Annotated in this window: 24 protein-coding genes and 1 riboswitch; of the genes, 15 read left to right on the forward strand and 9 right to left on the reverse strand. The window is 70.3% G+C overall.

What is annotated here, in order from left to right:
* Positions 1 to 60 precede the first annotated feature (60 nt).
* Positions 61 to 651 carry an N-acetylmuramoyl-L-alanine amidase gene (locus tag M4J07_RS14970; RefSeq protein ID WP_255971970.1) on the forward strand — a complete coding sequence of 197 codons (591 nt, stop codon included), beginning with the start codon at positions 61 to 63 and terminating at the stop codon, positions 649 to 651.
* 114 nt (positions 652 to 765) lie between these two features.
* Positions 766 to 1,707, forward strand: coding sequence for a 1-aminocyclopropane-1-carboxylate deaminase/D-cysteine desulfhydrase (locus tag M4J07_RS14975; protein ID WP_374215041.1), 942 nt, complete (start codon positions 766 to 768; stop codon positions 1,705 to 1,707).
* On the opposite strand, the gene M4J07_RS14980 is transcribed toward M4J07_RS14975, so the two are convergent.
* Positions 1,686 to 3,284: a Na+/H+ antiporter gene (locus tag M4J07_RS14980; protein ID WP_255971974.1), complete on the reverse strand. Its 1,599-nt coding sequence runs from the start codon at positions 3,282 to 3,284 to the stop codon at positions 1,686 to 1,688. The two genes, M4J07_RS14975 and M4J07_RS14980, sit on opposite strands and share 22 nt — an antisense overlap.
* A gap of 51 nt (positions 3,285 to 3,335) precedes the next feature.
* On the opposite strand from M4J07_RS14980, the gene M4J07_RS14985 reads away from it, so the two are divergent.
* From M4J07_RS14985 to M4J07_RS14995, 3 genes are all read left to right on the forward strand, one after another.
* Positions 3,336 to 3,596, forward strand: coding sequence for a UBP-type zinc finger domain-containing protein (locus M4J07_RS14985; RefSeq protein WP_255971976.1), 261 nt, complete (start codon positions 3,336 to 3,338; stop codon positions 3,594 to 3,596).
* A 265-nt stretch (positions 3,597 to 3,861) separates the two neighbouring features.
* Positions 3,862 to 4,275 (forward strand): anti-sigma regulatory factor, encoded by a 414-nt coding sequence (locus M4J07_RS14990; protein WP_255971978.1) that lies wholly within the window; start codon positions 3,862 to 3,864, stop codon positions 4,273 to 4,275.
* Complete coding sequence (locus tag M4J07_RS14995; protein WP_255971980.1) at positions 4,272 to 5,306, forward strand: RNA polymerase sigma factor SigF; 1,035 nt, start codon at positions 4,272 to 4,274, stop codon at positions 5,304 to 5,306. The genes M4J07_RS14990 and M4J07_RS14995 overlap by 4 nt, the downstream gene beginning before the upstream one ends.
* A gap of 82 nt (positions 5,307 to 5,388) precedes the next feature.
* Here the strand turns inward: M4J07_RS14995 and M4J07_RS15000 are convergent, their stop codons facing one another.
* Positions 5,389 to 5,832 carry a hypothetical protein gene (locus M4J07_RS15000; RefSeq protein ID WP_255971982.1) on the reverse strand — a complete coding sequence of 148 codons (444 nt, stop codon included), beginning with the start codon at positions 5,830 to 5,832 and terminating at the stop codon, positions 5,389 to 5,391.
* A 126-nt stretch (positions 5,833 to 5,958) separates the two neighbouring features.
* Here M4J07_RS15000 and M4J07_RS15005 point away from each other — a divergent pair, with 126 nt between their 5' ends.
* Both M4J07_RS15005 and M4J07_RS15010 read left to right on the forward strand, forming a co-directional pair.
* Positions 5,959 to 6,927 carry a diacylglycerol/lipid kinase family protein gene (locus tag M4J07_RS15005; protein ID WP_255971984.1) on the forward strand — a complete coding sequence of 323 codons (969 nt, stop codon included), beginning with the start codon at positions 5,959 to 5,961 and terminating at the stop codon, positions 6,925 to 6,927.
* 319 nt (positions 6,928 to 7,246) lie between these two features.
* Entirely contained in the window at positions 7,247 to 7,504 is a 258-nt protein-coding gene (locus tag M4J07_RS15010) for a WhiB family transcriptional regulator (RefSeq protein ID WP_016639615.1), read from the forward strand.
* Between the two features lie 252 nt (positions 7,505 to 7,756).
* Here the strand turns inward: M4J07_RS15010 and M4J07_RS15015 are convergent, their stop codons facing one another.
* Entirely contained in the window at positions 7,757 to 9,223 is a 1,467-nt protein-coding gene (locus M4J07_RS15015) for a PAS domain-containing sensor histidine kinase (protein WP_255972037.1), read from the reverse strand.
* A 425-nt stretch (positions 9,224 to 9,648) separates the two neighbouring features.
* A complete protein-coding gene (locus M4J07_RS15020; protein ID WP_255971986.1) occupies positions 9,649 to 10,272 on the reverse strand; it encodes a TetR/AcrR family transcriptional regulator in 624 nt (207 codons plus the stop codon).
* Positions 10,273 to 10,381: 109 nt separating this feature from the next.
* On the opposite strand from M4J07_RS15020, the gene M4J07_RS15025 reads away from it, so the two are divergent.
* Positions 10,382 to 11,134, forward strand: a complete 753-nt coding sequence (locus M4J07_RS15025; RefSeq protein WP_255971988.1) for an SDR family oxidoreductase — start codon at positions 10,382 to 10,384, stop codon at positions 11,132 to 11,134.
* Between the two features lie 136 nt (positions 11,135 to 11,270).
* On the opposite strand, the gene M4J07_RS15030 is transcribed toward M4J07_RS15025, so the two are convergent.
* Positions 11,271 to 12,293, reverse strand: coding sequence for an SIS domain-containing protein (locus M4J07_RS15030; protein ID WP_255971990.1), 1,023 nt, complete (start codon positions 12,291 to 12,293; stop codon positions 11,271 to 11,273).
* A gap of 524 nt (positions 12,294 to 12,817) precedes the next feature.
* On the opposite strand from M4J07_RS15030, the gene nagB reads away from it, so the two are divergent.
* Entirely contained in the window at positions 12,818 to 13,603 is a 786-nt protein-coding gene (gene nagB, locus M4J07_RS15035) for a glucosamine-6-phosphate deaminase (RefSeq protein WP_255971992.1), read from the forward strand.
* 74 nt (positions 13,604 to 13,677) lie between these two features.
* Here nagB and M4J07_RS15040 read toward each other — a convergent pair whose 3' ends face one another.
* From M4J07_RS15040 to M4J07_RS15055, 4 genes are all read right to left on the reverse strand, one after another.
* Complete coding sequence (locus M4J07_RS15040; RefSeq protein ID WP_255971994.1) at positions 13,678 to 15,192, reverse strand: glycoside hydrolase family 3 protein; 1,515 nt, start codon at positions 15,190 to 15,192, stop codon at positions 13,678 to 13,680.
* Positions 15,193 to 15,201: 9 nt separating this feature from the next.
* Positions 15,202 to 16,068, reverse strand: coding sequence for a carbohydrate ABC transporter permease (locus M4J07_RS15045; RefSeq protein ID WP_255971996.1), 867 nt, complete (start codon positions 16,066 to 16,068; stop codon positions 15,202 to 15,204).
* Positions 16,065 to 16,943 (reverse strand): carbohydrate ABC transporter permease, encoded by an 879-nt coding sequence (locus tag M4J07_RS15050; protein ID WP_374215043.1) that lies wholly within the window; start codon positions 16,941 to 16,943, stop codon positions 16,065 to 16,067. The genes M4J07_RS15045 and M4J07_RS15050 overlap by 4 nt, the downstream gene beginning before the upstream one ends.
* Positions 16,944 to 17,162: 219 nt before the next feature.
* A complete protein-coding gene (locus M4J07_RS15055; protein WP_255972000.1) occupies positions 17,163 to 18,467 on the reverse strand; it encodes a sugar ABC transporter substrate-binding protein in 1,305 nt (434 codons plus the stop codon).
* 417 nt (positions 18,468 to 18,884) lie between these two features.
* Here M4J07_RS15055 and M4J07_RS15060 point away from each other — a divergent pair, with 417 nt between their 5' ends.
* The 6 genes from M4J07_RS15060 to M4J07_RS15085 all read left to right on the forward strand — a co-directional run bounded on the left by M4J07_RS15060 (position 18,885) and on the right by M4J07_RS15085 (position 25,205).
* On the forward strand, positions 18,885 to 19,649 hold the full coding sequence (locus M4J07_RS15060) for a GntR family transcriptional regulator (protein ID WP_018535186.1): 765 nt from the start codon (positions 18,885 to 18,887) through the stop codon (positions 19,647 to 19,649).
* A gap of 135 nt (positions 19,650 to 19,784) precedes the next feature.
* Entirely contained in the window at positions 19,785 to 21,926 is a 2,142-nt protein-coding gene (locus M4J07_RS15065; protein WP_255972003.1) for a carbon starvation CstA family protein, read from the forward strand.
* The gene (locus M4J07_RS15070; protein WP_374215044.1) at positions 21,901 to 22,098 is read left to right on the forward strand and encodes a YbdD/YjiX family protein; all 198 of its coding nucleotides are present in this window, start codon (positions 21,901 to 21,903) and stop codon (positions 22,096 to 22,098) included. The genes M4J07_RS15065 and M4J07_RS15070 overlap by 26 nt, the downstream gene beginning before the upstream one ends.
* Positions 22,099 to 22,223: 125 nt before the next feature.
* A complete protein-coding gene (locus M4J07_RS15075) occupies positions 22,224 to 22,481 on the forward strand; it encodes a DUF3311 domain-containing protein (RefSeq protein ID WP_255972007.1) in 258 nt (85 codons plus the stop codon).
* Positions 22,478 to 24,103 carry a monocarboxylate uptake permease MctP gene (mctP, locus tag M4J07_RS15080; protein WP_255972009.1) on the forward strand — a complete coding sequence of 542 codons (1,626 nt, stop codon included), beginning with the start codon at positions 22,478 to 22,480 and terminating at the stop codon, positions 24,101 to 24,103. The genes M4J07_RS15075 and mctP overlap by 4 nt, the downstream gene beginning before the upstream one ends.
* A 76-nt stretch (positions 24,104 to 24,179) precedes the next feature.
* Entirely contained in the window at positions 24,180 to 25,205 is a 1,026-nt protein-coding gene (locus tag M4J07_RS15085; protein WP_255972011.1) for a nucleoside hydrolase, read from the forward strand.
* Between the two features lie 80 nt (positions 25,206 to 25,285).
* Positions 25,286 to 25,415: riboswitch (cobalamin riboswitch) on the forward strand.
* Positions 25,416 to 25,441 lie beyond the last annotated feature (26 nt).

Genomic DNA, 25,441 nt, shown 5'->3' on the forward strand with positions numbered 1-25,441 from the left:
AAGCAGCGGTACGAGACGAGCCACGACCGGTGGCCGTCGCGCCGCACGAAGGAGCCGGCCATGGCCCCACCCATGTCCGCGAGCAGTTTCATCGACGCCCTCAGGGACGAGGGTCTGACCGTCGTCGAAGTCGGCGACTGGCAGCATCGCAATCGCAACCACAAGGGGGCCTGGGGTCCGCTGCACGGCGTGATGATCCACCACACCGTCACCTCGGGCAGCGAGCGCACCGTCCGCATCTGCCGGGACGGCCACCCGGACCTGCCGGGCCCGCTGTGCCACGGCGTCATCACGAAGGACGGCCGGGTGCACCTGGTCGGGTACGGGAGGGCGAACCACGCGGGGCTCGGCGACGACGACGTGCTGCGGGCGGTGATCGCGGAGAAGGCGCTCCCGCACGACAACGAGGCGAACACGGACGGGAACCGTCACTTCTATGGCTTCGAGTGCGAGAACCTCGGCGACGGCGAGGACCCGTGGCCGGCCGCGCAGCTGGAGGCCATCGAGAAGGCGGCCGCCGCGCTCTGCCGCCACCACGGCTGGACGGAGCGCTCGGTCATCGGCCACCTGGAGTGGCAGCCCGGCAAGATCGACCCCAAGGGCTTCACGATGACCGCGATGCGCGAGCGCATCCGGGAGCGGCTCAAGTAGGACGCGGCCCAAGCAAGACCCGACTCAAGCAGGACGCGGCTCAGGCCGGAAGGGACCGGCGGCGGTGCGGGGCCGGGGCTCCGAGCGGGTCGGTCACGGCGGGCACCCGGACACATGTCCGACAATGGCCGGGTGCCCCGTCCGACCGCCTCCGACCTGTCGCCCCGCCTGCCGTCGCCCCTCGTCGCGCTCGACGACGACCGCTTCACCCGCCACGGCGTCCGCGTCCTGCTCAAGCGGGACGACCTGATCCACCCGGACCTGATCGGCAACAAGTGGCGCAAGCTCGCCCCGAACCTCGACGCGGCGGACGGCCGCGCGATCGTCACGTTCGGCGGCGCGTACTCGAACCACCTGCGGGCCACGGCCGCCGCGGGCCGCCTGCTGGGCGTGCCCACCATCGGCATCGTGCGCGGCCAGGAGCTCGCCGACCGCCCGCTCAACCCCTCCCTGTCCCGCTGCGCGGCCGACGGCATGCGGCTGCACTTCGTCGACAGGTCGACGTATCGACGCAAGGACGATCCCGCCGTCCTGGCCGCCCTCCTGCGGACGGCCGACGCCGTCGGCGCCTACCCGGTCCCCGAAGGCGGCAGCAACTCCCTCGCCGTGCGGGGCTGCACGGAACTGGGGCGCGAGCTGCGCGGCCACGCGGACGTCGTCGCCGTCGCCTGCGGCACCGGCGGCACCCTAGCGGGACTCGCGGCGGGCCTCGCCCCCGAGCAGCGGGCCCTGGGCGTCCCGGTACTCAAGGGCGGCTTCCTGCCGGCCGAGATCCGCGCCCTCCAGGAGGCGGCCTTCGGCGGCCCGCGCGGCACCTGGCGGACGGCGGACGGTTTCCATTTCGGCGGCTACGCGCGCGTGCCCGCCGAACTCGCGGAGTTCGCCGACGACTTCGAACTCCGCCACGGCCTGCCGGTGGAGCGTCTCTATGTCGCCAAAATGCTGTACGCGCTGGTCGCCCTCGCGCAGGAGGGCAGGTTCGCGCACGGCACGACCGTCGCGGCCGTGATCACCGGAGCGCCCGACGGGGACGCTCAGTCGTCGACCTCCCGGTAGGCGGCGGCCTCCTCCAGGTCCAGCTTGCGCAGCAGCGTCCGCATCATCTCGTCGTCGATCCGCCGCTCGTCCCGCATCCGCACGAAGACCTCGCGCTCGGCGGCGATCGCCTCCCGCGCGAGCCGCCGGTAGGTGTCGTCCGCGGACTCCCCGGTCACCGGGTTGGGCTGGCCGAGCCGCTCCCACACGGAGTTGCGGCGGCGCTCCAGAACGGTGTGCAGACGGTCCTGGAGGGGCTGTGGCAGGCAGTTGCGCCGGTCCCGCATCAGTTCCTCCACCCGCTCCTCCGCGGCCGTGGAGGCGACGTTCTGCGCCTGCGCCTCGGCCAGCGTCTCGGCCTGCACGTCGCGGCCGGGCAGCTTGAGCAGCCTGATGAGCGGCGGCAGCGTGAGGCCCTGCACGACGAGCGTGCCGATGACGGTCGTGAAGGTCAGGAACAGCACCAGGTTCCGTCCGGGGAACGCCTCCCCGTCGTCCGTGACCAGCGGGATCGAGAACGCGATGGCCAGCGACACCACCCCGCGCATCCCGGCCCAGCTCACGATGAGCGGTTTGCGCCAGTCCACGTCGTCCTCACGCTCGCGCACCCGTGGCAGCAGCCACCACGGCAGGTAGGTCGCCGGGTACGACCACACGAACCGGATCACGACCACGAGGAAGAACACCGCGACCGCGTACCAGACGGCCTGCCCCACGCTGTACTCACCCAGCCCCGTGAGGACGAAGCGCAGCTGGAGCCCGATGAGTGCGAAGACCGACGACTCCAGGATGAACGCGACGACCTTCCACACCGCGGCCTCCTGGAGCCGCGTCTCGAAGTCGACCTGCCAGGAGCGGTGCCCCAGGTACAGGGCGACGGTCACCACGGCGAGCACTCCCGAGGCGCCTACTTGTTCGGCGGCGGCGTACGCGACGAAGGGGATCAGCAGGGAGAGCGTGTTCTGCAGGATCGCCTCCTTCAGGTGGGTGCGCAGCCAGTGCAGCGGCACCATCAGCAACAGCCCCACGCCGACCCCGCCGACGGCCGCCACCAGGAACTCCTTGATGCCGCCCGCCCAGCTGGCCCCCTCCCCCACGGCGGCGGCGAGCGCCACCTTGTAGGCGGTGATCGCCGTCGCGTCGTTCACGAGGGACTCGCCCTGGAGGATGGTGGTGATCCTGGACGGCAGCCCCACCCGTCGGGCGATCGCCGTGGCGGCCACCGCGTCCGGCGGTGCGATCACCGCGCCCAGGACGAGCGCGGCGGTCAGCGGCAGGTCGGGGATCAGCTCGTACGCGAGCCAGCCGACCGCCACCGTGGCGAACAGGACGTACCCCACCGACAGGAGCGCCACGGGCCGGAGGTTCGCCCGCAGGTCGAGGTAGGAGCTCTCCAGGGCGGCCGTGTGCAGCAGCGGCGGCAGGATCAGCGGCAGCACGACGTGCGGGTCGAGGGTGTACTCGGGAACACCCGGCACATAGGAGGCCACCAACCCGACCGCGACAAGGAGGAGCGGCGCCGGAACCGGTGTCCTGCGCGCCGCCCCCGCCACCGCGGCACTCGCCGCGACCAGCCCCACCAGTGGCAATACGTCCATGACCCGCCTTCCGCCCTACGTGTCCGCAGCGCCCGTCGTAACCTGGCCATCATGAACGAGTGCCCGCACGCCGACGCGCTGCCGAGCCCCGAGCCCGCCCCTCTGAGCGAGACCTGCCTGGAGTGTCTGGCCGTCGGCAGTCACCCTGTGCAACTGCGGCTGTGTCTCGTCTGCGGCCACGTCGGCTGCTGCGACTCCTCCCCGTTCCAGCACGCGACCGAGCACTTCAAGGCGACCGGTCATCCCGTGATGCGCACCTTCGAGCCTGGTGAGAGCTGGCGTTGGTGCTTTGTCGACATGACTCTCGTCTGATCCGGACGTTCCGCGGGCGCGTCGGGGTTCGATCGGTGAGCGCTTGGGTACGTCATCCCGGCGCTCGCCGTTTCCAATTGGGTCCGCCCGCCCTCTAGCCACTGTCCGTACCCGTAGGCTTACTATGAGTGACAGCAATGGGCCGGGGGTCCCCGGGACAGGGAAGTCGGGCGCGCGGTAGCGTCACCGCAGATATATGTGGCGCATCACCCGGGGGACGAAGCCTCCGGAGCCCGAAAGTGCTTGTACCACCTTGGAGGTGAGGGTGTCCCAGATCGCAGGCGAGCCCGGGAATCAGGACTTCGTGGAAGTCCGGCTGCCGGCTGCGGGTGCCTACCTGTCGGTGCTGCGGACGGCCACAGCCGGTCTGGCAGCGCGTTTGGACTTCACCCTCGACGAGATCGAGGACCTGCGCATCGCGGTCGACGAGGCCTGCGCCATCCTGCTCCAGCAGGCCGTCGCCGGCTCCGTGCTCAGCTGCGTGTTCCGTCTCGTCGACGACTCCCTGGAGGTGACCGTCTCCGCGCCGACGACGGACGGCCGGGCGCCGGAGCGCGACACCTTCGCGTGGACGGTCCTTTCGGCCCTCGCGGGCCAGGTCGACTCCACCGTGGCCGAGGACAGGACCGTTTCGATCAGCCTCTACAAGAAGCGCGGCGCGGGCCCCGGCCCGGCGTGATGAACGGGGACGGTCCGGTGCGGGACGACAAGCGCGGCACACGGGATCTCCCGGCCGACGGCACGGGCGGGATGCGACGGCTGACCACCGGCATCCCCGAACAGCAGGCCCGGCCGCACCCGGAGGACACGACGGACCCGGCGGCCGATGCTCCACAGCAGGCAGCACCGACCACCGGGGCCGGGCTTCGCGGGGCCCCAGGGGGATCGGACGCGCGACGGGCGGGATTGATGAGCGACCACCAGCGACACGGTGAGCAGCACGGCCGACACGACCCGCAGGACCGCAGCGGTGCGCGGGCGATGTTCATCGAGCTGCGCACCCTCAAGGACGGCAGCCAGGAGTACGCCGAGCTGCGCAACCAGCTCGTGCGCATGCACCTGCCCCTGGTCGAGCACCTGGCGCGCCGCTTCCGCAACCGCGGCGAGCCGCTCGACGACCTCACGCAGGTCGCGACGATCGGCCTGATCAAGTCCGTCGACCGCTTCGACCCGGAGCGCGGCGTGGAGTTCTCCACGTACGCGACCCCGACGGTCGTCGGCGAGATCAAGCGGCACTTCCGCGACAAGGGCTGGGCGGTGCGCGTCCCGCGCCGCCTCCAGGAACTGCGGCTCGCCCTGACCACGGCGACGGCGGAGCTGTCGCAGCTGAACGGCCGCTCCCCCACGGTCCACGAGCTCGCCGAGAAGCTGGGCATCTCCGAGGAGGAGGTCCTGGAGGGCCTGGAGTCGGCCAACGCGTACTCCACGCTGTCCCTGGACGTCCCGGACACGGACGACGAGTCCCCGGCGGTGGCCGACACCCTGGGGGCCGAGGACGAGGCGCTGGAGGGCGTCGAGTACCGCGAGTCCCTCAAGCCGCTCCTGGAGGACCTGCCGCCGCGCGAGAAGCGCATCCTGCTCCTGCGCTTCTTCGGGAACATGACGCAGTCGCAGATCGCCCAGGAGGTCGGCATCTCGCAGATGCACGTCTCCCGGCTGCTGGCCCGCACGCTGGCGCAGCTGCGGGAGAAGCTCCTCGTCGAGGAGTGACCCGCGCAGCGACGAGAACGAACGAGAAGGCGCCCGGTACGGATCCCGTACCGGGCGCCTTCTCGTGGCGACGTACCGCGCGCTACTGGGAGGACCCCGGCGTACGGATGCCGAGCGCGCGCGTGGTGGCGGGATTGACCAGGAGTACGAGGGCGGCGACGGCCACCACGCCCAGCACGATCCCGCCGGGGATGGCCACGCTGTCGGCCTGGAGCAGCGTGTAGGCGACGGGCAGCGCCATGATCTGCGTGATGATCGCCGGACCGCGGCTCCAGCTCTTGCGGGCCAGCAGTCCGCGCGCGGCGAACAGCGGCAGCAGCGCGAGCACGATCAGCGTGACGCCGCCGGTGATCGCCTGCTCCGGGTTGTCGGGGTGTCCCGCGAGTCCGGCGATCAGCATGTAGGCGCCTCCCACGACGAGGGCGGCCCCTTCGAGGCCGGCCAGGGCCGCGGCGGCGGTCAGCCGACCGGGGCGGGGGCCGTCTTCTACGGAGGTCTCGGGGGCGGGGTTCTGCTCTGAGGTCACCTTTGCAGAGTAGCCCCCGGCGCCCGCCCCACCGGAGGGTGCGTCCTGCCCCGGTGACCGGCGGACTCTTACGTGACTCCTACCTCGGTCTGGGCGCGATCAAGGCCGCTAGGTACCCTGCCTTGCATGCGTGCACTTCTCGTGGTCAATCCGGCGGCAACCACCACCAGCGAGCGCACGCGTGATGTCTTGATCCACGCGCTGGCGAGCGAGATGAAGCTCGAGGCCGTCACCACCGAGTACCGCGGCCACGCCCGGGACCTCGGCCGGCAGGCCGCGGAGAGCAAGGACATCGAGCTGGTCGTCGCCCTCGGCGGCGACGGCACGGTCAACGAGGTCGTGAACGGCCTGCTGCACCACGGCCCCGACCTCGACCGCCTGCCGGGCCTCGCGGTCGTGCCCGGCGGCTCCACGAACGTCTTCGCCCGCGCCCTGGGTCTGCAGAACGAGCCCGTGGAGGCCACGGGACAGCTCCTGGACGCCCTGCGCGAGGGCCGGCAGCGCACGGTGGGCCTGGGTCTCGCCGGAGGCACTCCCGGCACCGAGGACGAGGCGGTGCCGTCCCGCTGGTTCACGTTCAGTGCCGGCCTCGGTTTCGACGCGGGCGTCGTGGGCCGGGTCGAGCAGCAGCGGGAACGCGGCAAGCGTTCGACGCACGCCCTGTATGTGCGACAGGTGGTCCGCCAGTTCCTCGGCGAGCCCGACCGCCGGCACGGCACGATCACGCTCGAACGCCCGGGCGAGGACCCGGTCACGGATCTGGTCGTCTCCATAGTCAGCAACACGTCCCCGTGGTCCTTCCTGGGCAACCGGCCGCTCTACCCGACGCCCCAGGCGTCCTTCGACACCGGCCTTGACGTGCTCGGATTGAAGAAACTGTCGACCCCGGCAGTGACCCGCTACGGCACCCAGCTGCTGATGTCGACCCCCGACCGGGGCCCCCACGGCAAGAACGCGGTCACGCTCCACGACCTGACCGACTTCACCTTGCATTCGAAGGTGCCCCTGCCCCTTCAGATGGACGGTGACCACCTCGGGCTGCGGACGAGCGTGACGTTCACAGGCGTACGCCGTGCACTGCGTGTGATTGTGTGAGTGGAAGGGCCCAAAGTCCTTTATCTCGAACGTTTGGGCCAGCATCCACCCCATGGAAGTACGGCTGTGACCTAGCCGACACCGAGGAATCAAAAAAAACTTTCCGGAAGGGGTTGTATCCGCCGCCGAGGTTTGCGAATCTCTACATGGCGCTCGGGACGGCCCGCAACATCGGCCCCACAGAGAGCCCGAATCCCCTCCTCAAAGCAACGGACCACCGTCGCGTATGTGACGTTCGGCCCTTCACTTGTTGAGGGATTCGTGAAAGCGTTCACATTCACAAGCAACCTGCACGTAATACCAAGGAGAGGTAGCAGCCATGGACTGGCGTCACAACGCCGTTTGCCGCGAAGAAGACCCCGAGCTCTTCTTCCCCATCGGCAACACTGGTCCTGCGCTGCTGCAGATCGAGGAAGCCAAGGCCGTCTGCCGTCGCTGCCCCGTCATGGAGCAGTGCCTGCAGTGGGCGCTCGAGTCCGGCCAGGACTCCGGCGTCTGGGGTGGCCTCAGCGAGGACGAGCGCCGCGCGATGAAGCGCCGCGCCGCTCGCAACCGGGCCCGTCAGGCCTCCGCCTGATTCCCCACCCCGTTCGAGCCTGAGCCCGGCGGCGCGTACAGCGAGTACGCATCTCCCGCCCCCGAGCCGCAGCGCGCAGTACCCCCGATGCTCCCCCAGGCTCAGCCCGGGACATGACCCGAGCAACGCGAGCAGTGAGCCCCGGACCGTTCAACGGTCCGGGGCTCACTGCTGTTTGCGTCTGCGCAGTGTCTACGGAGGAGCCGCAGCGCGCCTACGACTCTGCGTAGGCGGCTGCTTCTGCGTAGGCGGCTACTTCTGCGAGTTGACCGGGATGTCGAGGACGACCCGGGTGCCGCGCTCCGGGGCCGGCACCATGTCGAACGATCCGCCCAACTCGCCCTCCACCAAGGTGCGGACGATCTGCAGCCCCAGGTTCCCGGCCCGCTTCGGGTCGAAGCCCTCGGGCAGTCCGACGCCGTCGTCCTGGACGGTGATCAGCAGCCGGGCCTCCTTGCTGGTGCCGCCGCGGACGGCCGAGACCTCCACCGTGCCGGTGTCGCCCTGCCGGTAGCCGTGCTCAAGTGCGTTCTGCAGCACCTCGGTCAGGACCATCGACAGCGGGGTGGCCACCTCGGCGTCCAGGATCCCGAAGCGTCCCGTGCGCCGGCCCGTCACCTGGCCCGGCGAGATCTCCGCCACCATCGCGAGGACCCGGTCGGCGATCTCGTCGAACTCCACGCGCTCGTCCAGGTTCTGGGAGAGCGTCTCGTGCACGATCGCGATCGAACCCACGCGCCGGACCGCTTCCTCCAGCGCCTCGCGCCCCCGGTCCGACTCGATGCGCCGGGCCTGCAGGCGCAGCAGCGCGGCGACGGTCTGCAGGTTGTTCTTCACCCGGTGGTGGATCTCCCGGATGGTCGCGTCCTTGGTGATCAATTCCCGCTCGCGGCGCCGCAGTTCGGTGACGTCGCGGAGCAGCACGAGGGAACCGATCCTGGTCCCCTTCGGCTTGAGCGGGATCGCGCGCAGCTGGATCGAGCCCTCCTCGCCCTCGATCTCGAACTCGCGCGGCGCCCAGCCACTGGCCACCTTGGCGAGCGCCTCGTCCACCGGTCCGCGGGACGGGGCGAGTTCGGCCGTGGTGGTGCCGAGGTGGTGGCCGACCAGATCGGCCTGGAAGCCGAGGCGGTGGTACGCGGACAGGGCGTTGGGCGACGCGTACTGGACGACCCCGTCGGCGTCGAGCCGGATCAGTCCGTCGCCCACGCGCGGGGACGCGTCCATGTCGACCTGCTGCCCCGGGAAGGGGAACGATCCGGCCGCGATCATCTGCGCGAGGTCGGACGCCGACTGGAGGTAGGTCAGCTCCAGGCGCGACGGCGTACGGACGGTCAGCAGGTTCGTGTTGCGCGCGATGACGCCGAGGACGCGGCCCTCCCTGCGTACGGGGATGGACTCGACCCGGACCGGGACCTCCTCGCGCCACTCGGGGTCGCCCTCGCGCACGATGCGGCCCTCGTCGAGCGCGGCGTCCAGCATCGGGCGGCGGCCGCGCGGCACCAGGTGGCCGACCATGTCGTCCTGGTAGGACGTGGGCCCGGTGTTGGGGCGCATCTGCGCGACGGAGACGTACCGCGTGCCGTCGCGCGTGGGCACCCACAGGACGAGGTCGGCGAAGGAGAGGTCGGAGAGCAACTGCCACTCCGAGACCAGCAGATGCAGCCACTCGAGGTCGGAGTCACCGAGGGCGGTGTGCTGGCGTACGAGATCGTTCATGGAGGGCACGAGCCCGAGCGTACCTGTCGGTCGGCAGGGCCCCGAATCGATCGGTATCGCCTCTGACCGACGGAGGTCGGCGGGTGTCGGCGGGTATCGACGAGTGTCGACAGGTATCGCCAGGTATCGCCCCGGAAAGACCGACGGGCCGCGGCGCCGGGGGTCGGGACCCTCAACCCTTTCCCTGGCACCGCAGCCCTTCAGGTGCATCGACGTCCAGGTGTGCGGTCCCGTCTGTCGATCGAGGATCCGGCGCAGTCAGGGCAGAGAGCGCGGTTCCTCTGTCCGTCCTCCTGTGCGGGGAGGGCGGAGGTCTCAGTTACGCATTGTGGACTAGACCATTCTCCGATGTCCATGCATCGACGGAGGTTTGTTGTCGTCTCTTCCTCCGACGACGGAGCCCACGGCTACTCCAACGTACGCCCTCACCCACGGGTGCCGGGCACGACCGGTTCATTCTGAGGCCAGACCGTCATCGCGAGATCGGCGACGGCCTCCAGCTCGGCGCGGCTCGCGCCGTCCCGCGACTGCTGCGACATGCCCTGGAACACGGCCCCGACGAAGCGGGTGAGCGCCGCGGTGTCCGTGCCGGACGGCAGCTCTCCGGCGTCCACTCCCTGCCGGAGCCGGTCCTCGATGGCGGCGAGGCTGGCGCCGCGCTGGTCCCGGAGGGCCTGCTCGACCTCGGGGGTCGTGCAGTTCGTCGCGGCGTGGATCACCAGGCAGCCGTGCGGGTGCCCGGGGTCGGTGAACTCGTCGGCCGCCTCGCGCAGCAGCCGGGCGATCGCCCCGCGCGCCGTGGGCTCCTCGGTCAGGGCGCGGCCGGGGCCCGAGCCGTGCGTGACGCCGTAGACCCGCACGACCTCCTCGAACAACGAGCGCTTGTCGCCGAACGCGGCGTACAGGCTCGGGGCCCCGATGCCCATCTCGCGGGTCAGGTCGGAGACCGAGGTCGCCTCGTAGCCGTTCTCCCAGAAGGCGCGCATGGCCTTCTCCAGGGCGGTCTCCCGGTCGAACGAACGGGGCCGCCCGCGCTGCTTGGTCGCCATGGGGTGAATTCTATAGCGCCCACTAGAAAACCGGGTCGGGCGTGCGCTACGGTCTTTCTCTAACGATCGCTACAGATATGTGCGACGAGCATGAGAGGGGGCGTCCGGGATGGGCGTACTCACGGGCAGGACGGCGTTGGTCACGGGGGCGAGCCGGGGTATCGGGCGGGGCGTCGCCGAGCGGCTCGCACGGGACGGGGCACGGGTCGCGGTGCACTACGGGACGAACGAGGCGGCGGCGAAGGAGACCGTGGCGGCGATCGAGGCGGCCGGCGGGTCGGCGTTCGCGCTCGGGGTGGAGCTCGGTACGCCGGGCGCGGCCGAGGAGGTGTGGGCGAGGTTCGACGCGCGGGCGGACGGCCTGGACATCCTCGTGAACAACGCGGCGGTGCCCACGTCGAGCGCGTTCGAGGCGATCGACGAGGCCGAGTTCGACCGGCTCTTCACGGTGAACACCAGGGCGCCGTTCTTCCTCACCCGGCTCGCGGCGGAACGACTGCGGGACGGCGGCCGCATCATCAACATCTCCTCGGGCGCCACGCGGACGACGGCCATGGCCGAGCTCATGCCGTACGCGATGACGAAGGGCGCGCTGGAGGTCTTCACGCGGTACCTGGCCCGGGTGCTCGGCCCGCGCGGGATCACGGCGAACACGGTGGCGCCGGGCATCGTCGACACGGACGTGAACGCGCAGTGGCTGCGCTCCAGTGACGAGGCGTGGGCCGGGGCGGCGGCCTTCTCGGCGCTCGGCAAGGTGGGGACACCGGCGGAGATAGCCGACGTGGTGGCGTTCCTGGCGTCGCCGGACGGTCGGTGGGTGACGGGGCAGTGGGTCGATGCGACGGGGGGTTCCTTGATCTGAGGGTCTTCCCGCCCCGGGTCCGCCTCGCCTCCCGGGACCGAAGACCGGACCGACGGCACCCACGGCCGTGACGGCACCCGCGGCTGTGGCGGCACCCACGGCCGTGACGGCTGTGACGACCCGACGGCCCGACGGCCTACCTCGTCTCCGTGACCTTCGCGAGGGCGCGGGGTGCGTCCGGGTCCTGGCCGCGGGCGATCGTCACCTCGTAGGCGAGCAGTTGCAGCGGCAGGATCTCCAGCACCGGCTGCACCTCCTCCGCCACCCCGTCGGTCGCCAGCACGAAGCCGGCGGAGGCCCGGTCGACCTGGGCCTGGGGGCCGATCACCATGAGGTCGGCGCCGCGCCCGCGCAGCCGGTCGAGGACGGGCTGGAGCGCCTCGCCGCCCCTGCCGTCGGTGACCACGGCGATGACCGGGGAGATGTTGTCGACCATGGCGAGCGGGCCGTGCAGCAGGTCGGCGCCGGAGTAGGCCAGCGCGGGGATGTAGCTGGTCTCCATCAGCTTGAGGGCCGCTTCCTTGGCGGTCGGATAGCCGTAGCCACGGGAGGTGATCACCATGCGTTCGGCGAAGCGGTAGCGGGAGGCCAGGGTGCGGACCTCGTCCTGGCGGTCGATCAGCCGGGTCATGTGGTCGGGCAGCACGGCGGCGGCCGAGCCGTCCCCGCCCCGGAGTCCCTCGACGAAGAGGTAGAGCGCGAGCAGGGACGCGGTGTAGGTCTTCGTCGCGGGGAGCGCCTTCTCCGGTCCGGCCATGATGTCGATGTGGTGCTCGGAGACGGCGGCGAGCGGGGAGTCCGGGTTGTTGGTCACGGCGAGGGTGATCGCGCCGGCCTCGCGGGCGGCCTTCGTCGAGGCGACCAGGTCGGGCGAGCCGCCGGACTGGCTGACGGTGATGACGAGGACGTCGCGCAGGTCGGGGCGGGCGCCGTAGGCCGTCGTGGTGGACATCGAGGCGAGGCCGCAGGGCAGGCCGAGCTGGATCTCCAGGAGGTACTTGGCGTAGAGGGCGGCGTTGTCGGAGGTGCCGCGGGCGGTGAGGAGGACGAAGCGGGGGGTGCGGGCGGCGACCTGGCGGGCCACGTCCTGGATGCGCGGGGCACCGGTGGCGAGGAGGCGGCGCAGCACGTCGGGCTGTTCGCGGATCTCGCGGGCCATGATCCGCCCGGGCCGGTCCTGAGCTCGCGGCTCCGATCGCTCTGACCGATCCGACCTGTCCGACCGATCCGACCTGTCCGACCGATCCGCCGGCTTCCCGGTAGGGCCCGAGGGCGGCCCGCCCGGCGGCTGGTCCTGGGGGGCCGGGGCAGAGGGCGTGGCGGGCATGCGGGCACCTCCGGTACGTGGGCACGGCCCGGCGCCTGCTGACCCCGGACACCTTCCACCCTCCACTGTGGCCGCCGACCGTGCGCCCCGCCCAGCGGAAGGGCTTCCCGGGGGACGCGCACCCGGGGCTGACCGGCCACGCAGGGCCCGCGCCGGCTCGGCCGTCCCGCCATGACGGGGGCGCGGCAGGGCGGTCACCCCCTGGGCGGATGCCCCGACGTGCCGTGGGTCGGTGCAGCGCGGAGCATGGACGGGGTGGGGTCCGTGGAGGGCCTGACCGGCAGGGTGTCGCTCTGCTAGATTGGTCTATACCACCGTCTTCTCCAGTCCCCTCTGACCAGAACGGCAGGCCCAGCGTGGAAGTTGTGATCGTTCCGGACGCCAAGGCAGGTGGCGAGCTGATCGCCGAGGCCATGGCCCAGCTGCTGCGACGCAAGCCCGACGCATTGCTGGGGGTAGCCACCGGCTCGACCCCGCTCCCCATCTATCAGGCACTGACGGCCAAGGTGCGCGGCGGCGAGGTCGACGCGTCCAAGGCGCGGATCGCCCAGCTCGACGAGTACGTGGGGCTGCCGACCGGGCACCCCGAGTCGTACCGCGCGACCGTGCTGCGCGAGGTCGTGGAGCCGCTCGGGCTCGGCGAGGGCTCGTTCATCGGCCCCGACGGCAGCGCCGACGACGTGCAGGCCGCCTGCGAGGCGTACGACAAGGCGCTGGCCGAGGCCGGCGGCGTCGACCTGCAGCTGCTCGGCATCGGGACCGACGGGCACATCGGGTTCAACGAACCGTGTTCGTCGATCGCGTCCAGGACCCGGATCAAGACGCTCACCGAGCAGACGATCACGGACAACGCGCGGTTCTTCGACGGGGACCTGAGCCAGGTCCCGCGGCACGTCATCACCCAGGGCATCGGCACCATCCTGGAGGCGCGGCACCTGGTGCTGCTCGCCACGGGCGAGGGGAAGGCCGACGCCGTCGCCGCGACCGTCGAGGGACCCGTCGCCTCCGTGGTGCCCGCGTCCGCGCTGCAGCTGCACCCGCACGCGACCGTGGTCGTGGACGAGGCCGCCGCGTCCAAGCTGAAGCTCGCCGACTACTTCCGGCACACATACGTCAACAAGCCGGAGTGGCAGGGCCTGTAGCCGAGCCGCTCCGCACATGACGGTGCCGGTCACCCCCGCCCGGGGTGACCGGCACTGTCGGTTCCACGCGTCGGTCAGCCGCCGACGATGACCTCCGCGGCAGCGACCCCGCACACCCGGGCCGCGCCGTACGTGGCGATGTGCAGACCGCCGCGCGGGGACGCCTGCGGGACGCCCATCTCGACGACGACCGTGTCGGGCCGCGCCGCGAGCAGCGTGTCCAGGGCCGCGGCCATCCACGCGTGCCGGTGCTCGTCGCGGACGACCGCGACGATGCGGTGCTCCCCCGCGGCCGCGAGCGCCTGCGCACCGGCCTCGGGCCCCGTGTAGGAACCGGTGGTGGTGCCGGGCAGCAGGCGTTCGAGCTCGGCGCCGACGCCCCACGGGGTCTCGTCGCCGACCGCGATGTTGGCGACCGGCGAGAAGGCGGCCACGTGGACGGGGGCCCCGGCCACCGGCGGGACGTACGCGCCGCGGGTCACCGTGAGCGCGCGGCGCGCGGCGACCAGGCCGATGTCGCTGCTGACGCCGCCGCTGCCGGGCACGCCCCCCGACGCGCCCGGCGTGCGGCCGGCCGGCGCCGAGGTCCACTCCGCGAGGGACCGCACCCGCGCGGCGGCGTCCGCGAGCCGTTCCTCCGGCAGTTCGCCGGCGCGGACGGCGGCGACCAGGGCGTCGCGCAGCCGCAGCACCGTGTCGTCGTCGGCGAGCCCGCCGCCCACGCAGATGGCGTCGGCGCCCGCGGCGATGGCGAGGACGCTGCCCCGTTCGATGCCGTACGTGCCGGCGATGGCCTGCATCTCCATGCCGTCGGTGACGATGAGCCCGTCGTAGCCCATCTCCTCGCGGAGCAGTCCGGTGAGGATGCGGCGCGACAGCGTCGCCGGGCGGTCCGGGTCGAGGGCCGGGACCAGGATGTGCGCGCTCATCACGGCCCGGCTGCCCGCCTCGATCGCGGCGCGGAACGGGGCGAGGTCGCGGGCGTGCAGCACGTCGAGGCCGACGTCGATGCGCGGCATGTCGTGGTGCGAGTCGACGCCCGTGTCGCCGTGGCCGGGGAAGTGCTTGGTGCAGGCGGCGACTCCGGCGGCCTGCATGCCGTCGACGTACGCCGCGGTGTGCCGGGCCACCAGGGCCGGGTCGGCGCCGAAGGAGCGGACGCCGATGACCGGGTTGTCGGGGTTGGCGTTGACGTCGGCGGACGGTGCCCAGTTGAGGTTGACGCCGCACTCCGCGAGGCGGCGGCCGAGTTCGAAGGCCACCCCCCGCGTCAGTTCGACGTCGTCGACCGCGCCGAGAGCGTGGTTGCCGGGGAACGAGGAGCCCGTGCGGACCTCGAGGCGGGTGACGTCCCCGCCCTCCTCGTCGATGGCGACCAGGACGTCGCCGCGCTCGGACCTCAATTGTGCGGTCAGGGCGGCCAGTTGGTCGGGGGTGGCGATGTTGCGGCCGAAGAGTCCGACCGATGCCAGGCCCTCGCCGAGGCGCCGGAGCAGCCAGTCGGGGGCGGTCGTGCCGGTGAAGCCGGGTTGCAGGACGGTCAGGGCGTCCCGCGTGAGGGTGTCCGTACCGGGTGCGAGTGTCGTCATCGGGTGGCGTTATCCCTTCACGGCGCCGGAGGTGAGCCCCGTGGCCATCTTCTTCTGGATGAACATGAAGAAGACCACCACCGGCAGGGCGATCATCGTGGACGCGGCCATCAGCGCACCGTAGTCGGTGCCCCGTTCCGTCGTGAACGTCATGAGCCAGACGTTCAGGGTGTACTTCGAGTCCTCGTTCATCAGGATGTACGCGAACAGGTACTCGTTCCACGCGTTGACGAGGGCGAAGATCGACGAGGCGGCGAGGCCGGGGGCGAGCAGCGGGAAGATGATGCGGCGGAACGCGCCCATGCGCGTGCAGCCGTCGACCATCGCCGACTCCTCCAGTTCCACGGGGATGTTGACCACGAAGCCGCGGATCATCACCGTGGCGAAGGGCAGCGTGGACACGAGGTAGACGACGATGACGCCCCAGTACTCGTTGAGTCCGCCCATGGCGTTGAGCTGTGCGTAGATCGGGATGAGCATCGCGGTCGGCGGCAGCATCTGGACCAGGATCAGGACCATCAGGAGCGCGCGCCGGCCGGTGAAGCGGAAGCGGCCGACGGCGAGTGCCGCGAGAGTCGCGATGATCATGCCACCGACGACGGCGGTGATCGAGATGATGAGGCTGGACTGGATCGCGGTGCCGAAGTTGGGCTGCTTCACGGCGCGCGCGAAGTTGTCGAAGGTGATCGACGACGGCCACAGCGTCTGGTCGTAGGACCGGATCTCGTGGTTGGGGCGCAGCGCCGAGATGATCAGCCAGTAGACCGGGAAGGCCATCACGACGGCGATGACGAGCCCGAGGACGTTGTAGCCGAGCTTGGTCTTCTTGCGGTCGGGGCGCAGCCCCTCCTTGACCGGTGCGGTGGAGGCGCTCATTCGACCTCTCCTGTCTTCATGAGCTGGCGCAGGTAGTACACGGCCACGCCGGACAGCATCAGTACGGTGATCAGCGCGATGGCGGTGCCCTGGCTGAAGGACGTCGAGGTGAAGGCCTTGGAGAAGGAGTAGAGGCCGAGGGTCTCGTAGTCCGGCTCGGGCTTGTTGCCGCGCAGCAGCCAGATCTGCCCGAAGACGTTGAAGTCCCAGATCACCGAGAGCGTGGTGACCATGATGAAGACGGGCTTGATGACCGGCCAGGTGACGAAGCGGAAGACGCCGAAGGCGCTGGCGCCGTCGAGCTGGGCGGCCTCCTCCAGCTCAGCGGGGACCTGGGTGAGGGCCGCGTAGAGGGTGATCACGACGAACGGGATGGCGCCCCAGATGACCAGCGCGGCGATCACCGTGAAGCCCTGGACCGGGTCGAGGAACCAGTTGTGGCCGAGCCAGTCGTCGCCGGCGAACTTGGCGATGATCGTGTTGACCAGGCCGTAGTCGGAGTCGGCGAGCCAGCGGAAGATCGACGAGGCGACGAGCAGCGGCATCGACCAGGCGGCGATCAGCGCGGTGGTGAGCGTGAGCCGCACCCAGGTCGACAGGCGCATCATCAGCAGCGAGATCAGCAGGCCGATCGCCATGGTGGCGACGACGCAGACCGCCATGAAGACGACCGTGCGGAGGGTGACGCGCCAGAATTCGGGGTCACCGAGGATGTTGGTGAACTGGTCGAAGCCGACCCACGGCGGGCTCTCGCCCGTCCACAGTTCACGCCGCCCCATGTCCTGGAACGACATGATCACGGTCTTGACCAGGGGGTACGCATAGACGGCGGCCAGCGCGACGATCGCCGGCAGGATCAGGAGGTAGGGGAGCAGCGCCCCCTTCTTCCGCTTGGGGCGGCCGGCGCCGGGGGGCTGCTTCGCGAGCGGCCCTCCTTGCGGGGCGTCCGCTGCGGTGAGCGGCGGCCCGGCGGCCTTGGTGTCGGCGGCAGTCACGTGGCTGACCTTCCTCGTTCTCAGCGAAAGGGAGAAAGGGGCCCGGGCGGGGCCGGATGATGCACCCGGCCCCGCCCGTCACCCCGGAGCCCTGAAGGCTCAGGACTCCTTGTTGATCAGCTCGTCGATCTTGGCGTCGGCCGTCTTGGTGGCGTCGGCGACGGACTTGCCCTTGAGGATGTCCAGGAGCATGTTCTTCAGGACCTCCTCCTTCTCGATCGCGGTCCAGCCCGGGGCGATCGGCGTGAACCAGGCGCTCTCGACCGCGTTGGCGACGGGGGCCGTCTCCGGCTTGTCCTTCAGCGGCTGCAGCTGCTTGGTGTTGTTCGGGAGGATGTTCTTCGAGGCGAGGACCTCCTCGGACTTCTCGCTCGTGAACAGGGAGATCCAGTCCTCGGCGAGGTCCGCGTTCTTCGACTTCTGCGTGACCGCGAGGTCCGAGCCGCCGATGAAGGACGGCAGGGTCTTGCCGTTCGGGCCGGGCATCGCCGCGGTGCCGATCTTGTCCTTCAGCTTCGGGTTGCCGTTGGCCTTGCCGTCGATGACGGAGCCGGCCTCCCAGCCGTTGCCGTACAGGACGCCGGCCTTCTCGTTGGCCATCACATTGGCGTGGTCCTGCTCGTCCTTGGTGATGTCGCCCTTGTTGTACTTCTTCACCAGGTCGATGAAGTGCTGGATGCCTTCCTGCGACTTGGGGTCGGACAGGGAGGCCTTCCACTCCTTCGAACCGTCGTCGTACTTGGCGATCTGGCCGCCGTACGCAGCGACGTAGGACATGGCGGCGTACCAGTAGCGGCCCGGCAGGTACAGCGACGAGAAGCGCTTGTCCTTGGCGCCCTGCTTCGCCGTCTCCTTGTCCATCGCCTTGAGGAAGTCGTCCTCGGTGGTGGGCAGCGTGTCGGAGCCGGTGGCCGCCTTCAGCATGTCCTTGTTGTAGATGGCGACGCGGGCACCCGCGTAGTAGGGGACGCAGTACTGCTTGCCCTCGAAGGTGCAGGTGTCCTTGAGGCCCTTGATCCAGGTGTCGCTGTTGTCGTACTTCTTCGGGTCGATCTCGGCGAGCGCCCCGTTGAGGATGTACTGCATCGTCTCGGTGTTGCCGAGCTCGACGACGTCCGGGAACTTGTCACCGCCGAGGGCGGTGTCGAGCTTCTTGGCCTTGTCCGCCCACTGCTGGTACGCGACGTTGACCTTGACCTTCGGGTACTTCTTCTTGAACTGCGCGTTGACGTCCTTGACCAGCTCGGGCCAGGTGCTCTGCGCGTCGACCATCAGCCAGACCGTGACGGTGCCGGTACGGTCCTTCGGGTCCTTGGCGGCGTTGCTGTCGCCGTCTCCCCCACAGGCCGCCACCGCGGACATCATGGCCGCGACGCCTACGGCCGCTATGAGCTTGCGCTTCATGTCACCCTCCTCAGGGATGCCTGCAACCCCCCACCCACAGCGATGACATACGGCGAGTACGCGCCCACGCACGTGGAGACGTACGTGGTGACGGCTGGTGGGACTGGGACCTGGTCACTAATGGTGTAGACCAGTACCGGGAGCTTGGCCCAGACCAATAGACGTGTCAAGGGTGGCCGAGAAAGGACCGTGCGTCCGTTATCGGAACGACACCCGCCCGCCGGGGCACGGGTGTTGGGCCCGCTCCCACTCGCCCGGCGGCGTGGACTAGACCAGACGGTCACCGGACGGTATAAGGAGGGATCACGGAGCGTGCGGGTGCTCAAGAGGGGACCCGCGGAGCGAGCCGTGCCACGATGTGAGCCGTGGCCGATGGGTACGTCGGTCGCTTCGGCACCGGAGCCGGGAAGGCGGAGCATGAGCACCGACGTCAGCAGTGCGGAGAACGAGAGCGGGGCGCCCGTCCGTACCGCACGCGTGCCCAAGTACTACCGCCTGAAGAAGCACCTGCTCGACATGACGGAGACGCTGCCGCCGGGCACGCCGGTGCCGCCGGAGCGCACCCTCGCCGCCGAGTTCGACACCTCCCGCACCACGGTCCGCCAGGCCCTCCAGGAGCTCGTCGTCGAGGGCCGCCTGGAGCGGATCCAGGGCAAGGGCACGTTCGTCGCCAAGCCGAAGGTGTCGCAGGCGCTCCAACTCACCTCGTACACCGAGGACATGCGGGCGCAGGGCCTGGAGCCGACCTCGCAGCTGCTCGACATCGGGTACGTCACCGCCGACGACACCCTCGCCGGGCTGCTCGACATCACCGCGGGCGGGCGCGTCCTGCGCATCGAGCGGCTGCGCCTCGCGAGCGGCGAGCCGATGGCGATCGAGACCACGCACCTTTCGGCCAAGCGCTTCCCGGCGCTGCGCCGCAGCCTGGTCAAGTACACCTCGCTCTACACGGCGTTGGCCGAGGTCTACGACGTCCACCTCGCCGAGGCCGAGGAGACCATCGAGACCTCCCTGGCCACGCCGCGCGAGGCCGGCCTGCTCGGCACCGACGTGGGCCTGCCCATGCTGATGCTCTCCCGCCACTCGATCGACGGCTCGGGCCAGCCGGTGGAGTGGGTCCGCTCGGTCTACCGCGGCGACCGCTACAAGTTCGTCGCGCGACTGAAGCGGCCGATGGACTGAGAGGGGCACGGTGCAGCGGCCGATGGACCGACGACGACCCAACTCGCCGTAGCACCAAGCCCGTTCGCGGTGTAGCGCACATCACATTTCTGCCCTACGGTCCTCCCGTCACCGCATGGACGGGAGGACGCACCCGTGCGTACAACAACTCCGCGCACCATCATCCTGTGGACCGTCGTCGGGCTCGTCGGCGCGGCCGGCTGGTCCGTGCTCGCGCTCTCCCGCGGTGAGGAGGTCTCCGCCGCGTGGATGGTGGCCGCCGCCCTCGGGTCGTACGCCATCGCCTACCGCTTCTACGCCAAGTTCATCGCGTACAAGGTCCTGAAGGTCGACGCGAAGCGGGCCACGCCCGCCGAGCGGCTGAACGACGGCATGGACTTCCACCCGACCGACCGGCGGGTGCTGCTCGGCCACCACTTCGCCGCCATCGCCGGCGCCGGACCGCTGGTCGGGCCGGTGCTCGCCGCGCAGATGGGGTACCTGCCGGGCACGATCTGGATCATCGTCGGCGTCATCTTCGCGGGTGCCGTCCAGGACATGGTCGTGCTGTTCTTCTCGACCCGGCGGGACGGCCGCTCGCTCGGCCAGATGGCGCGCGACGAGATCGGCCCGTTCGGCGGGGCCGCGGCCCTGCTCGCCGCCTTCGCCATCATGATCATCCTGCTCGGGGTGCTCGCCCTGGTGATCGTGAACGCGCTCGCCGCCTCGCCCTGGGGCACCTTCTCCATCGCGATGACGATCCCGATCGCCCTGTTCATGGGCGTCTACCTGCGGGTGCTGCGCCCCGGCCGGGTGAGCGAGGTGTCCCTGATCGGCGTCGGGCTGCTGCTGCTCTCGCTGGTCGCGGGCCGCTGGGTCGCCGAGTCGTCCTGGGCCGACACCTTCACGCTCGCGCCGTCGACGCTGGTCATCTGGATGATCGCGTACGGGTTCGTCGCGTCGGTGCTGCCCGTGTGGATGCTGCTCGCGCCGCGCGACTACCTGTCGACGTTCATGAAGCTCGGCACCATCGCCCTGCTCGCGATCGGCGTCGTGGTGGCGCTGCCGACGCTGAAGATGGACCCGGTCACCGACTTCGCCACGCGCGGGGACGGACCGGTCTTCGCGGGCTCCCTGTTCCCCTTCGTCTTCATCACCATCGCCTGCGGCGCGCTCTCCGGCTTCCACGCGCTCATCTCGTCGGGGACGACCCCGAAGATGATCCAGAAGGAGACCCAGATCCGGATGATCGGCTACGGCTCCATGCTCATGGAGTCGTCCGTGGCCGTGATGGCGCTGGTCGCCGCCTCGATCATCGACCCCGGCCTCTACTTCGCGATGAACGCGCCCGCCGGGGTCATCGGCGACAGCGTCCAGTCCGCGTCGCACGCCGTCGCCCAGCTCGGCTACTCGATCTCCCCCGACGACCTGGCGCGGGCGGCCGAACGCGTCGAGGAATCCACCCTGTTGTCGCGCACGGGCGGCGCGCCGACGCTCGCCGTCGGCGTCTCCGAGATCTTCTCGAAGGTCACCGGGGGCGGTCTGCGCGCCTTCTGGTACCACTTCGCGATCATGTTCGAGGCGCTGTTCATCCTCACCGCGCTCGACGCCGGGACCCGGGTGGGGCGCTTCATGCTCCAGGACATGCTGGGCAACGTCCACAAGCCGTTCAGGAACGTGAGCTGGAAGCCCGGGCTCGTCCTCACCAGCGGTGTCGTGGTCGGGCTCTGGGGCTACTTCCTGTGGGTCGGCGTGCACGAGCCGCTCGGCGGGATCAACCAGCTCTTCCCGATCTTCGGCATCGCCAACCAGCTGCTCGCCGCCGTCGCCCTGGCCGTCTGCACGACGCTGCTGGTGAAGTCCGGGCGCCTCAAGTGGGCCTGGATCACCGGGATCCCGCTCGCCTGGGACGCCACGGTGACGCTGACCGCGAGCTGGCAGAAGGTGTTCTCCTCCGACCCGCGGGTGGGCTTCTTCCAGCAGCGCTCGAACTACCAGGACGCGATCGACGCCGGGAAGGTGCTGCCGCCCGCCAAGAACATGGACGACATGCACACCGTCGTCACCAACTCCACGGTGGACGGCGTCCTTTCGGCCGCGCTCGCCCTGCTCGTCGTCGTGGTCATCGCGGACGCGGCCCGGGTCTGCCTCCGGCACGTCCGCCACCCGGGGTCGTCGCGGCTCAGCGAGGCGCCGTACGTGGAGTCCACGCTGGTGGCACCGGCCGGGCTGGTCCCGAGCCGGCGGGAGAAGGAGGAGGCGCGCGATGCGGGTGTCGGCACTGCTCCGGGCGGCTAGGCACGTGCGCTGGTACATCCGGGAGCTGACGGACGAGACGGCGTACGAGCGGTACGTCACGCACGCCCGCGACCGGCATCCGGGCGCCTCCGTGCCCTCGCGCCGGGAGTTCGAACGCATGCGGACGGACCGGCAGGAGAAGGATCCACGGCAGGGGTTCCGCTGTTGCTAGGGGCGTGTGCGAATCGCGACCCGTCCGTTATCCGGACCGGGGTTCCATAGATCAAGACTCTCGCTTAGATTTCCCGCACGTTAAACACGAGATAAGCGTGACCAGCGAGGGGACGGAGCCGCGAAATGTCCGATGCGCCTGAAGTGAAACAACCGGTGATCACGCCGGTCCGCGTGATCATTGCACTCTGCCTTGTCGCACCGTTCGTCGCGATGCTCTGGGTGAGTTCGTACGCGAAGGTCGACCCGGACTTCATCGGGATCCCGTTCTTCTACTGGTACCAGATGCTCTGGGTGCTCATCTCGACCGCGCTCACGATGATCGCGTACAAGCTGTGGCAGCGTGACCAGCGCGGCCGTAAGTCCGCTGGGAGCCAGGCGTGAACAACGGCGTCAACGGTGTCGCACTCACCGTCTTCATACTCTTCTTCGTGGCCGTCACGGTCATGGGCTTCCTCGCCGCTCGCTGGCGCAGGTCCGAGACCGACTCGCTCGACGAATGGGGCCTGGGCGGCCGCTCGTTCGGCACCTGGATCACCTGGTTCCTGCTCGGCGGCGACCTCTACACCGCGTACACCTTCGTCGCCGTCCCGGCGGCGATCTACGCGGCCGGCGCCTCCGGCTTCTTCGCGGTGCCCTACACGATCCTCGTGTACCCGCTGATCTTCACGTTCCTGCCCCGCCTGTGGTCGGTCTCGCACAAGCACGGGTACGTGACGACGTCCGACTTCGTGCGCGGCCGCTTCGGCTCCAAGGGCCTCTCGCTCGCGGTCGCCGTCACCGGCATCCTCGCCACGATGCCGTACATCGCGCTCCAGCTCGTCGGCATCCAGGCCGTCCTCGACGTGATGGGCGTCGGCGGCGGCGAGGGCACCAACTGGTTCGTCAAGGACCTGCCGCTGCTGATCGCCTTCGGCGTGCTGGCCGCGTACACGTACTCGTCGGGTCTGCGGGCCCCCGCGCTGATCGCGTTCGTCAAGGACACGCTGATCTACATCGTCATCGCGGTCGCCATCATCTACATCCCGATCAAGCTGGGCGGCTTCGACGACATCTTCGCCTCGGCCGGGGAGAAGTTCTCGCAGATCAACCCCGCGACCGACAAGCCGGTGGGAGCGCTCGCACCCGGCTCGACGGGCACCTGGACCTACGCGACGCTCGCGCTCGGCTCGGCGCTCGCGCTCTTCATGTACCCGCACTCGATCACGGCGACCCTGTCGTCGAAGAGCCGTGAGGTCATCCGCCGTAACACCACGATCCTGCCGCTGTACTCGCTGATGCTCGGCCTGCTCGCGCTGCTCGGGTTCATGGCGATCGCGGCCGGCGTGAAGGTGCAGAACGGCCAGCTGGCGATCCCGCAGCTGTTCGAGGACATGTTCCCCGACTGGTTCACGGGCGTGGCGTTCGCCGCGATCGGCATCGGCGCCCTGGTGCCGGCCGCCATCATGTCCATCGCCGCGGCGAACCTCTTCACCCGCAACATCTACAAGGACTTCATCAAGCCCGACGCGACGCCCGCCCAGGAGACCAAGGTCTCCAAGCTGGTCTCGCTGCTCGTGAAGGTCGGCGCCCTCGCCTTCGTCCTGACCATGGACAAGACGGTCGCCATCAACTTCCAGCTGCTCGGCGGCATCTGGATCCTGCAGACCTTCCCGGCCCTGGTCGGCGGCCTGTTCACCCGCTGGTTCCACCGCTGGGCGCTGCTCGCCGGCTGGGCGGTCGGCATGGTGTACGGCACGTTCGCCGCGTACGGGGTGGCCTCGCCGACGCAGAAGCACTTCGGCGGCTCGTCGAAGGAGATCCCGGGCATCGGCGAGATCGGCTACATCGGCCTCACCGCGTTCGTCCTGAACGTCGTCGTCACCGTCGTCCTCACCTTCGTCCTGAAGGCCGTGAAGGCCCCGGAGGGCGTCGACGAGACGTCGCCCGAGGACTACACCGCCGACGCGGGCGACAAGGGCGTACAGGTCGAGCTGCCCTCCGTGGGAGCCGGCGCCGGACACTGATCCCCGCCGTCCGCCCCGCGCACCGGGACGAGCCCCCCTCCAGGCCGGAGGGGGGCTCGTCCCTTTACGGTGTCCCGTGACCACCAACCCTGGAGGAACCTTGTCCCTCTCGCCGCGGCCGACCGCGCCCATCGTCCTCGACAGCGACCCCGGCATCGACGACGCCGTCGCCCTCCAGTACCTGCTCGGCACCGGGCTGTGGGACCTCAAGGCCTACACGACCGTCGGCGGCAACGTCCCCGCCGAGCAGACCTACCGCAACGGCCGGGCGCTGGCCCGCGCCTTCGGCATCGACGCCGACGTCCCGGTGCACCGGGGCGCGGGCCGCCCGCTGACCCGGCTGCCGTACTCCGCGGCCGGCGAGTTCCACGGCGACGCGGGCCTGGGCGACGTGCGACTGCCGGACTCGACCGCGGCCGAGCAGACCGAGCCGTCGGCGCAGGCACTGCTCAGGCTCTCGCGGGAGTACGAGGGCGAGCTGACGGTGTGCGCGACGGGGCCGCTCACCAATGTGGCGCTCGCCCTGACCGAGGACCCGGGCTTCGCGGCGCGGGTGAAGCGGCTCGTCTTCATGGGCGGGGCCGCCGAGGTGCCGGGGAACATCACGCCGGTCGCCGAGTTCAACGCGTGGGCGGACCCGGACGCGGTGGATCTGGTCGTGTCGTCGGGCATCACGTACACGATGGTCGGGCTCGACGCGACGCACGGCTGGCGGTTCGGGACCGAGGAGCTGGCCACGCTGGAGGCGGCGGGTGACGGCATGGCGCTGTCGGCCCGTCTGATGCGCTTCTACCTGCACGCGTACCAGGAGGCCAACGGCTCCCCGCTGCACGACCCGCTCGCCGTGGGGGTCTGCGCCGACGAGTCGTTCGTGACCGCGGCCGACGGCACGGTCGTCGTGGAGTGCGCCTCCGAACTCACCCGCGGCAAGACGGTGTTCATCCCCTACGACGCCGACTACCCGCGCGCCTACTACCAGGAGTCGCCCCTGGTGAGCGCCCGCACGGCGCACCGCGGCCGGGTCGCCCTCGGCACCGGCGCGCGCAACTTCACCGAGGACTTCGTGAACACGATCCTGAAGCAGCCGGCCACCGGCGTCTGAGGTCACGCGGCGCGTCGGGCGGCCCCACCGCCCGGCGCGCGCCGACACAACATCTGGGCATGCGGCACGCGCCCGGCACAACATGTATGCTCGCTCTCGCTGTCGCCACAGGGGAATCCGGTGCAAATCCGGAACTGTCCCGCAACGGTGAACGTAAGCGCGCAAAGCGCCTGCGTGAGTCCGAGGACCTGTCGACGGTACGCCCGAGCCGTCCGGTCCGGGTGTCGACGACGTCC

Source organism: Streptomyces longispororuber (assembly GCF_024448165.1).
GTDB classification, from domain to species: Bacteria; Actinomycetota; Actinomycetes; order Streptomycetales; family Streptomycetaceae; genus Streptomyces; species Streptomyces longispororuber_A.

What these genes read in the sequence shown, in the direction of transcription:
- M4J07_RS14970 (WP_255971970.1), top strand. Translation starts at nt 61, where the DNA reads ATGGCCCCACCCATGTCCGCGAGCAGTTTCATCGACGCCCTCAGGGAC.
- M4J07_RS14975 (WP_374215041.1), top strand. Translation starts at nt 766, where the DNA reads ATGTCCGACAATGGCCGGGTGCCCCGTCCGACCGCCTCCGACCTGTCG.
- M4J07_RS14980 (WP_255971974.1), bottom strand. Translation starts at nt 3,284, where the DNA reads ATGGACGTATTGCCACTGGTGGGGCTGGTCGCGGCGAGTGCCGCGGTG.
- M4J07_RS14985 (WP_255971976.1), top strand. Translation starts at nt 3,336, where the DNA reads ATGAACGAGTGCCCGCACGCCGACGCGCTGCCGAGCCCCGAGCCCGCC.
- M4J07_RS15005 (WP_255971984.1), top strand. Translation starts at nt 5,959, where the DNA reads ATGCGTGCACTTCTCGTGGTCAATCCGGCGGCAACCACCACCAGCGAG.
- M4J07_RS15010 (WP_016639615.1), top strand. Translation starts at nt 7,247, where the DNA reads ATGGACTGGCGTCACAACGCCGTTTGCCGCGAAGAAGACCCCGAGCTC.
- M4J07_RS15015 (WP_255972037.1), bottom strand. Translation starts at nt 9,223, where the DNA reads ATGAACGATCTCGTACGCCAGCACACCGCCCTCGGTGACTCCGACCTC.
- M4J07_RS15020 (WP_255971986.1), bottom strand. Translation starts at nt 10,272, where the DNA reads ATGGCGACCAAGCAGCGCGGGCGGCCCCGTTCGTTCGACCGGGAGACC.
- M4J07_RS15025 (WP_255971988.1), top strand. Translation starts at nt 10,382, where the DNA reads ATGGGCGTACTCACGGGCAGGACGGCGTTGGTCACGGGGGCGAGCCGG.
- M4J07_RS15030 (WP_255971990.1), bottom strand. Translation starts at nt 12,293, where the DNA reads ATGGCCCGCGAGATCCGCGAACAGCCCGACGTGCTGCGCCGCCTCCTC.
- M4J07_RS15040 (WP_255971994.1), bottom strand. Translation starts at nt 15,192, where the DNA reads ATGACGACACTCGCACCCGGTACGGACACCCTCACGCGGGACGCCCTG.
- M4J07_RS15045 (WP_255971996.1), bottom strand. Translation starts at nt 16,068, where the DNA reads ATGAGCGCCTCCACCGCACCGGTCAAGGAGGGGCTGCGCCCCGACCGC.
- M4J07_RS15055 (WP_255972000.1), bottom strand. Translation starts at nt 18,467, where the DNA reads ATGAAGCGCAAGCTCATAGCGGCCGTAGGCGTCGCGGCCATGATGTCC.
- M4J07_RS15060 (WP_018535186.1), top strand. Translation starts at nt 18,885, where the DNA reads ATGAGCACCGACGTCAGCAGTGCGGAGAACGAGAGCGGGGCGCCCGTC.
- M4J07_RS15075 (WP_255972007.1), top strand. Translation starts at nt 22,224, where the DNA reads ATGTCCGATGCGCCTGAAGTGAAACAACCGGTGATCACGCCGGTCCGC.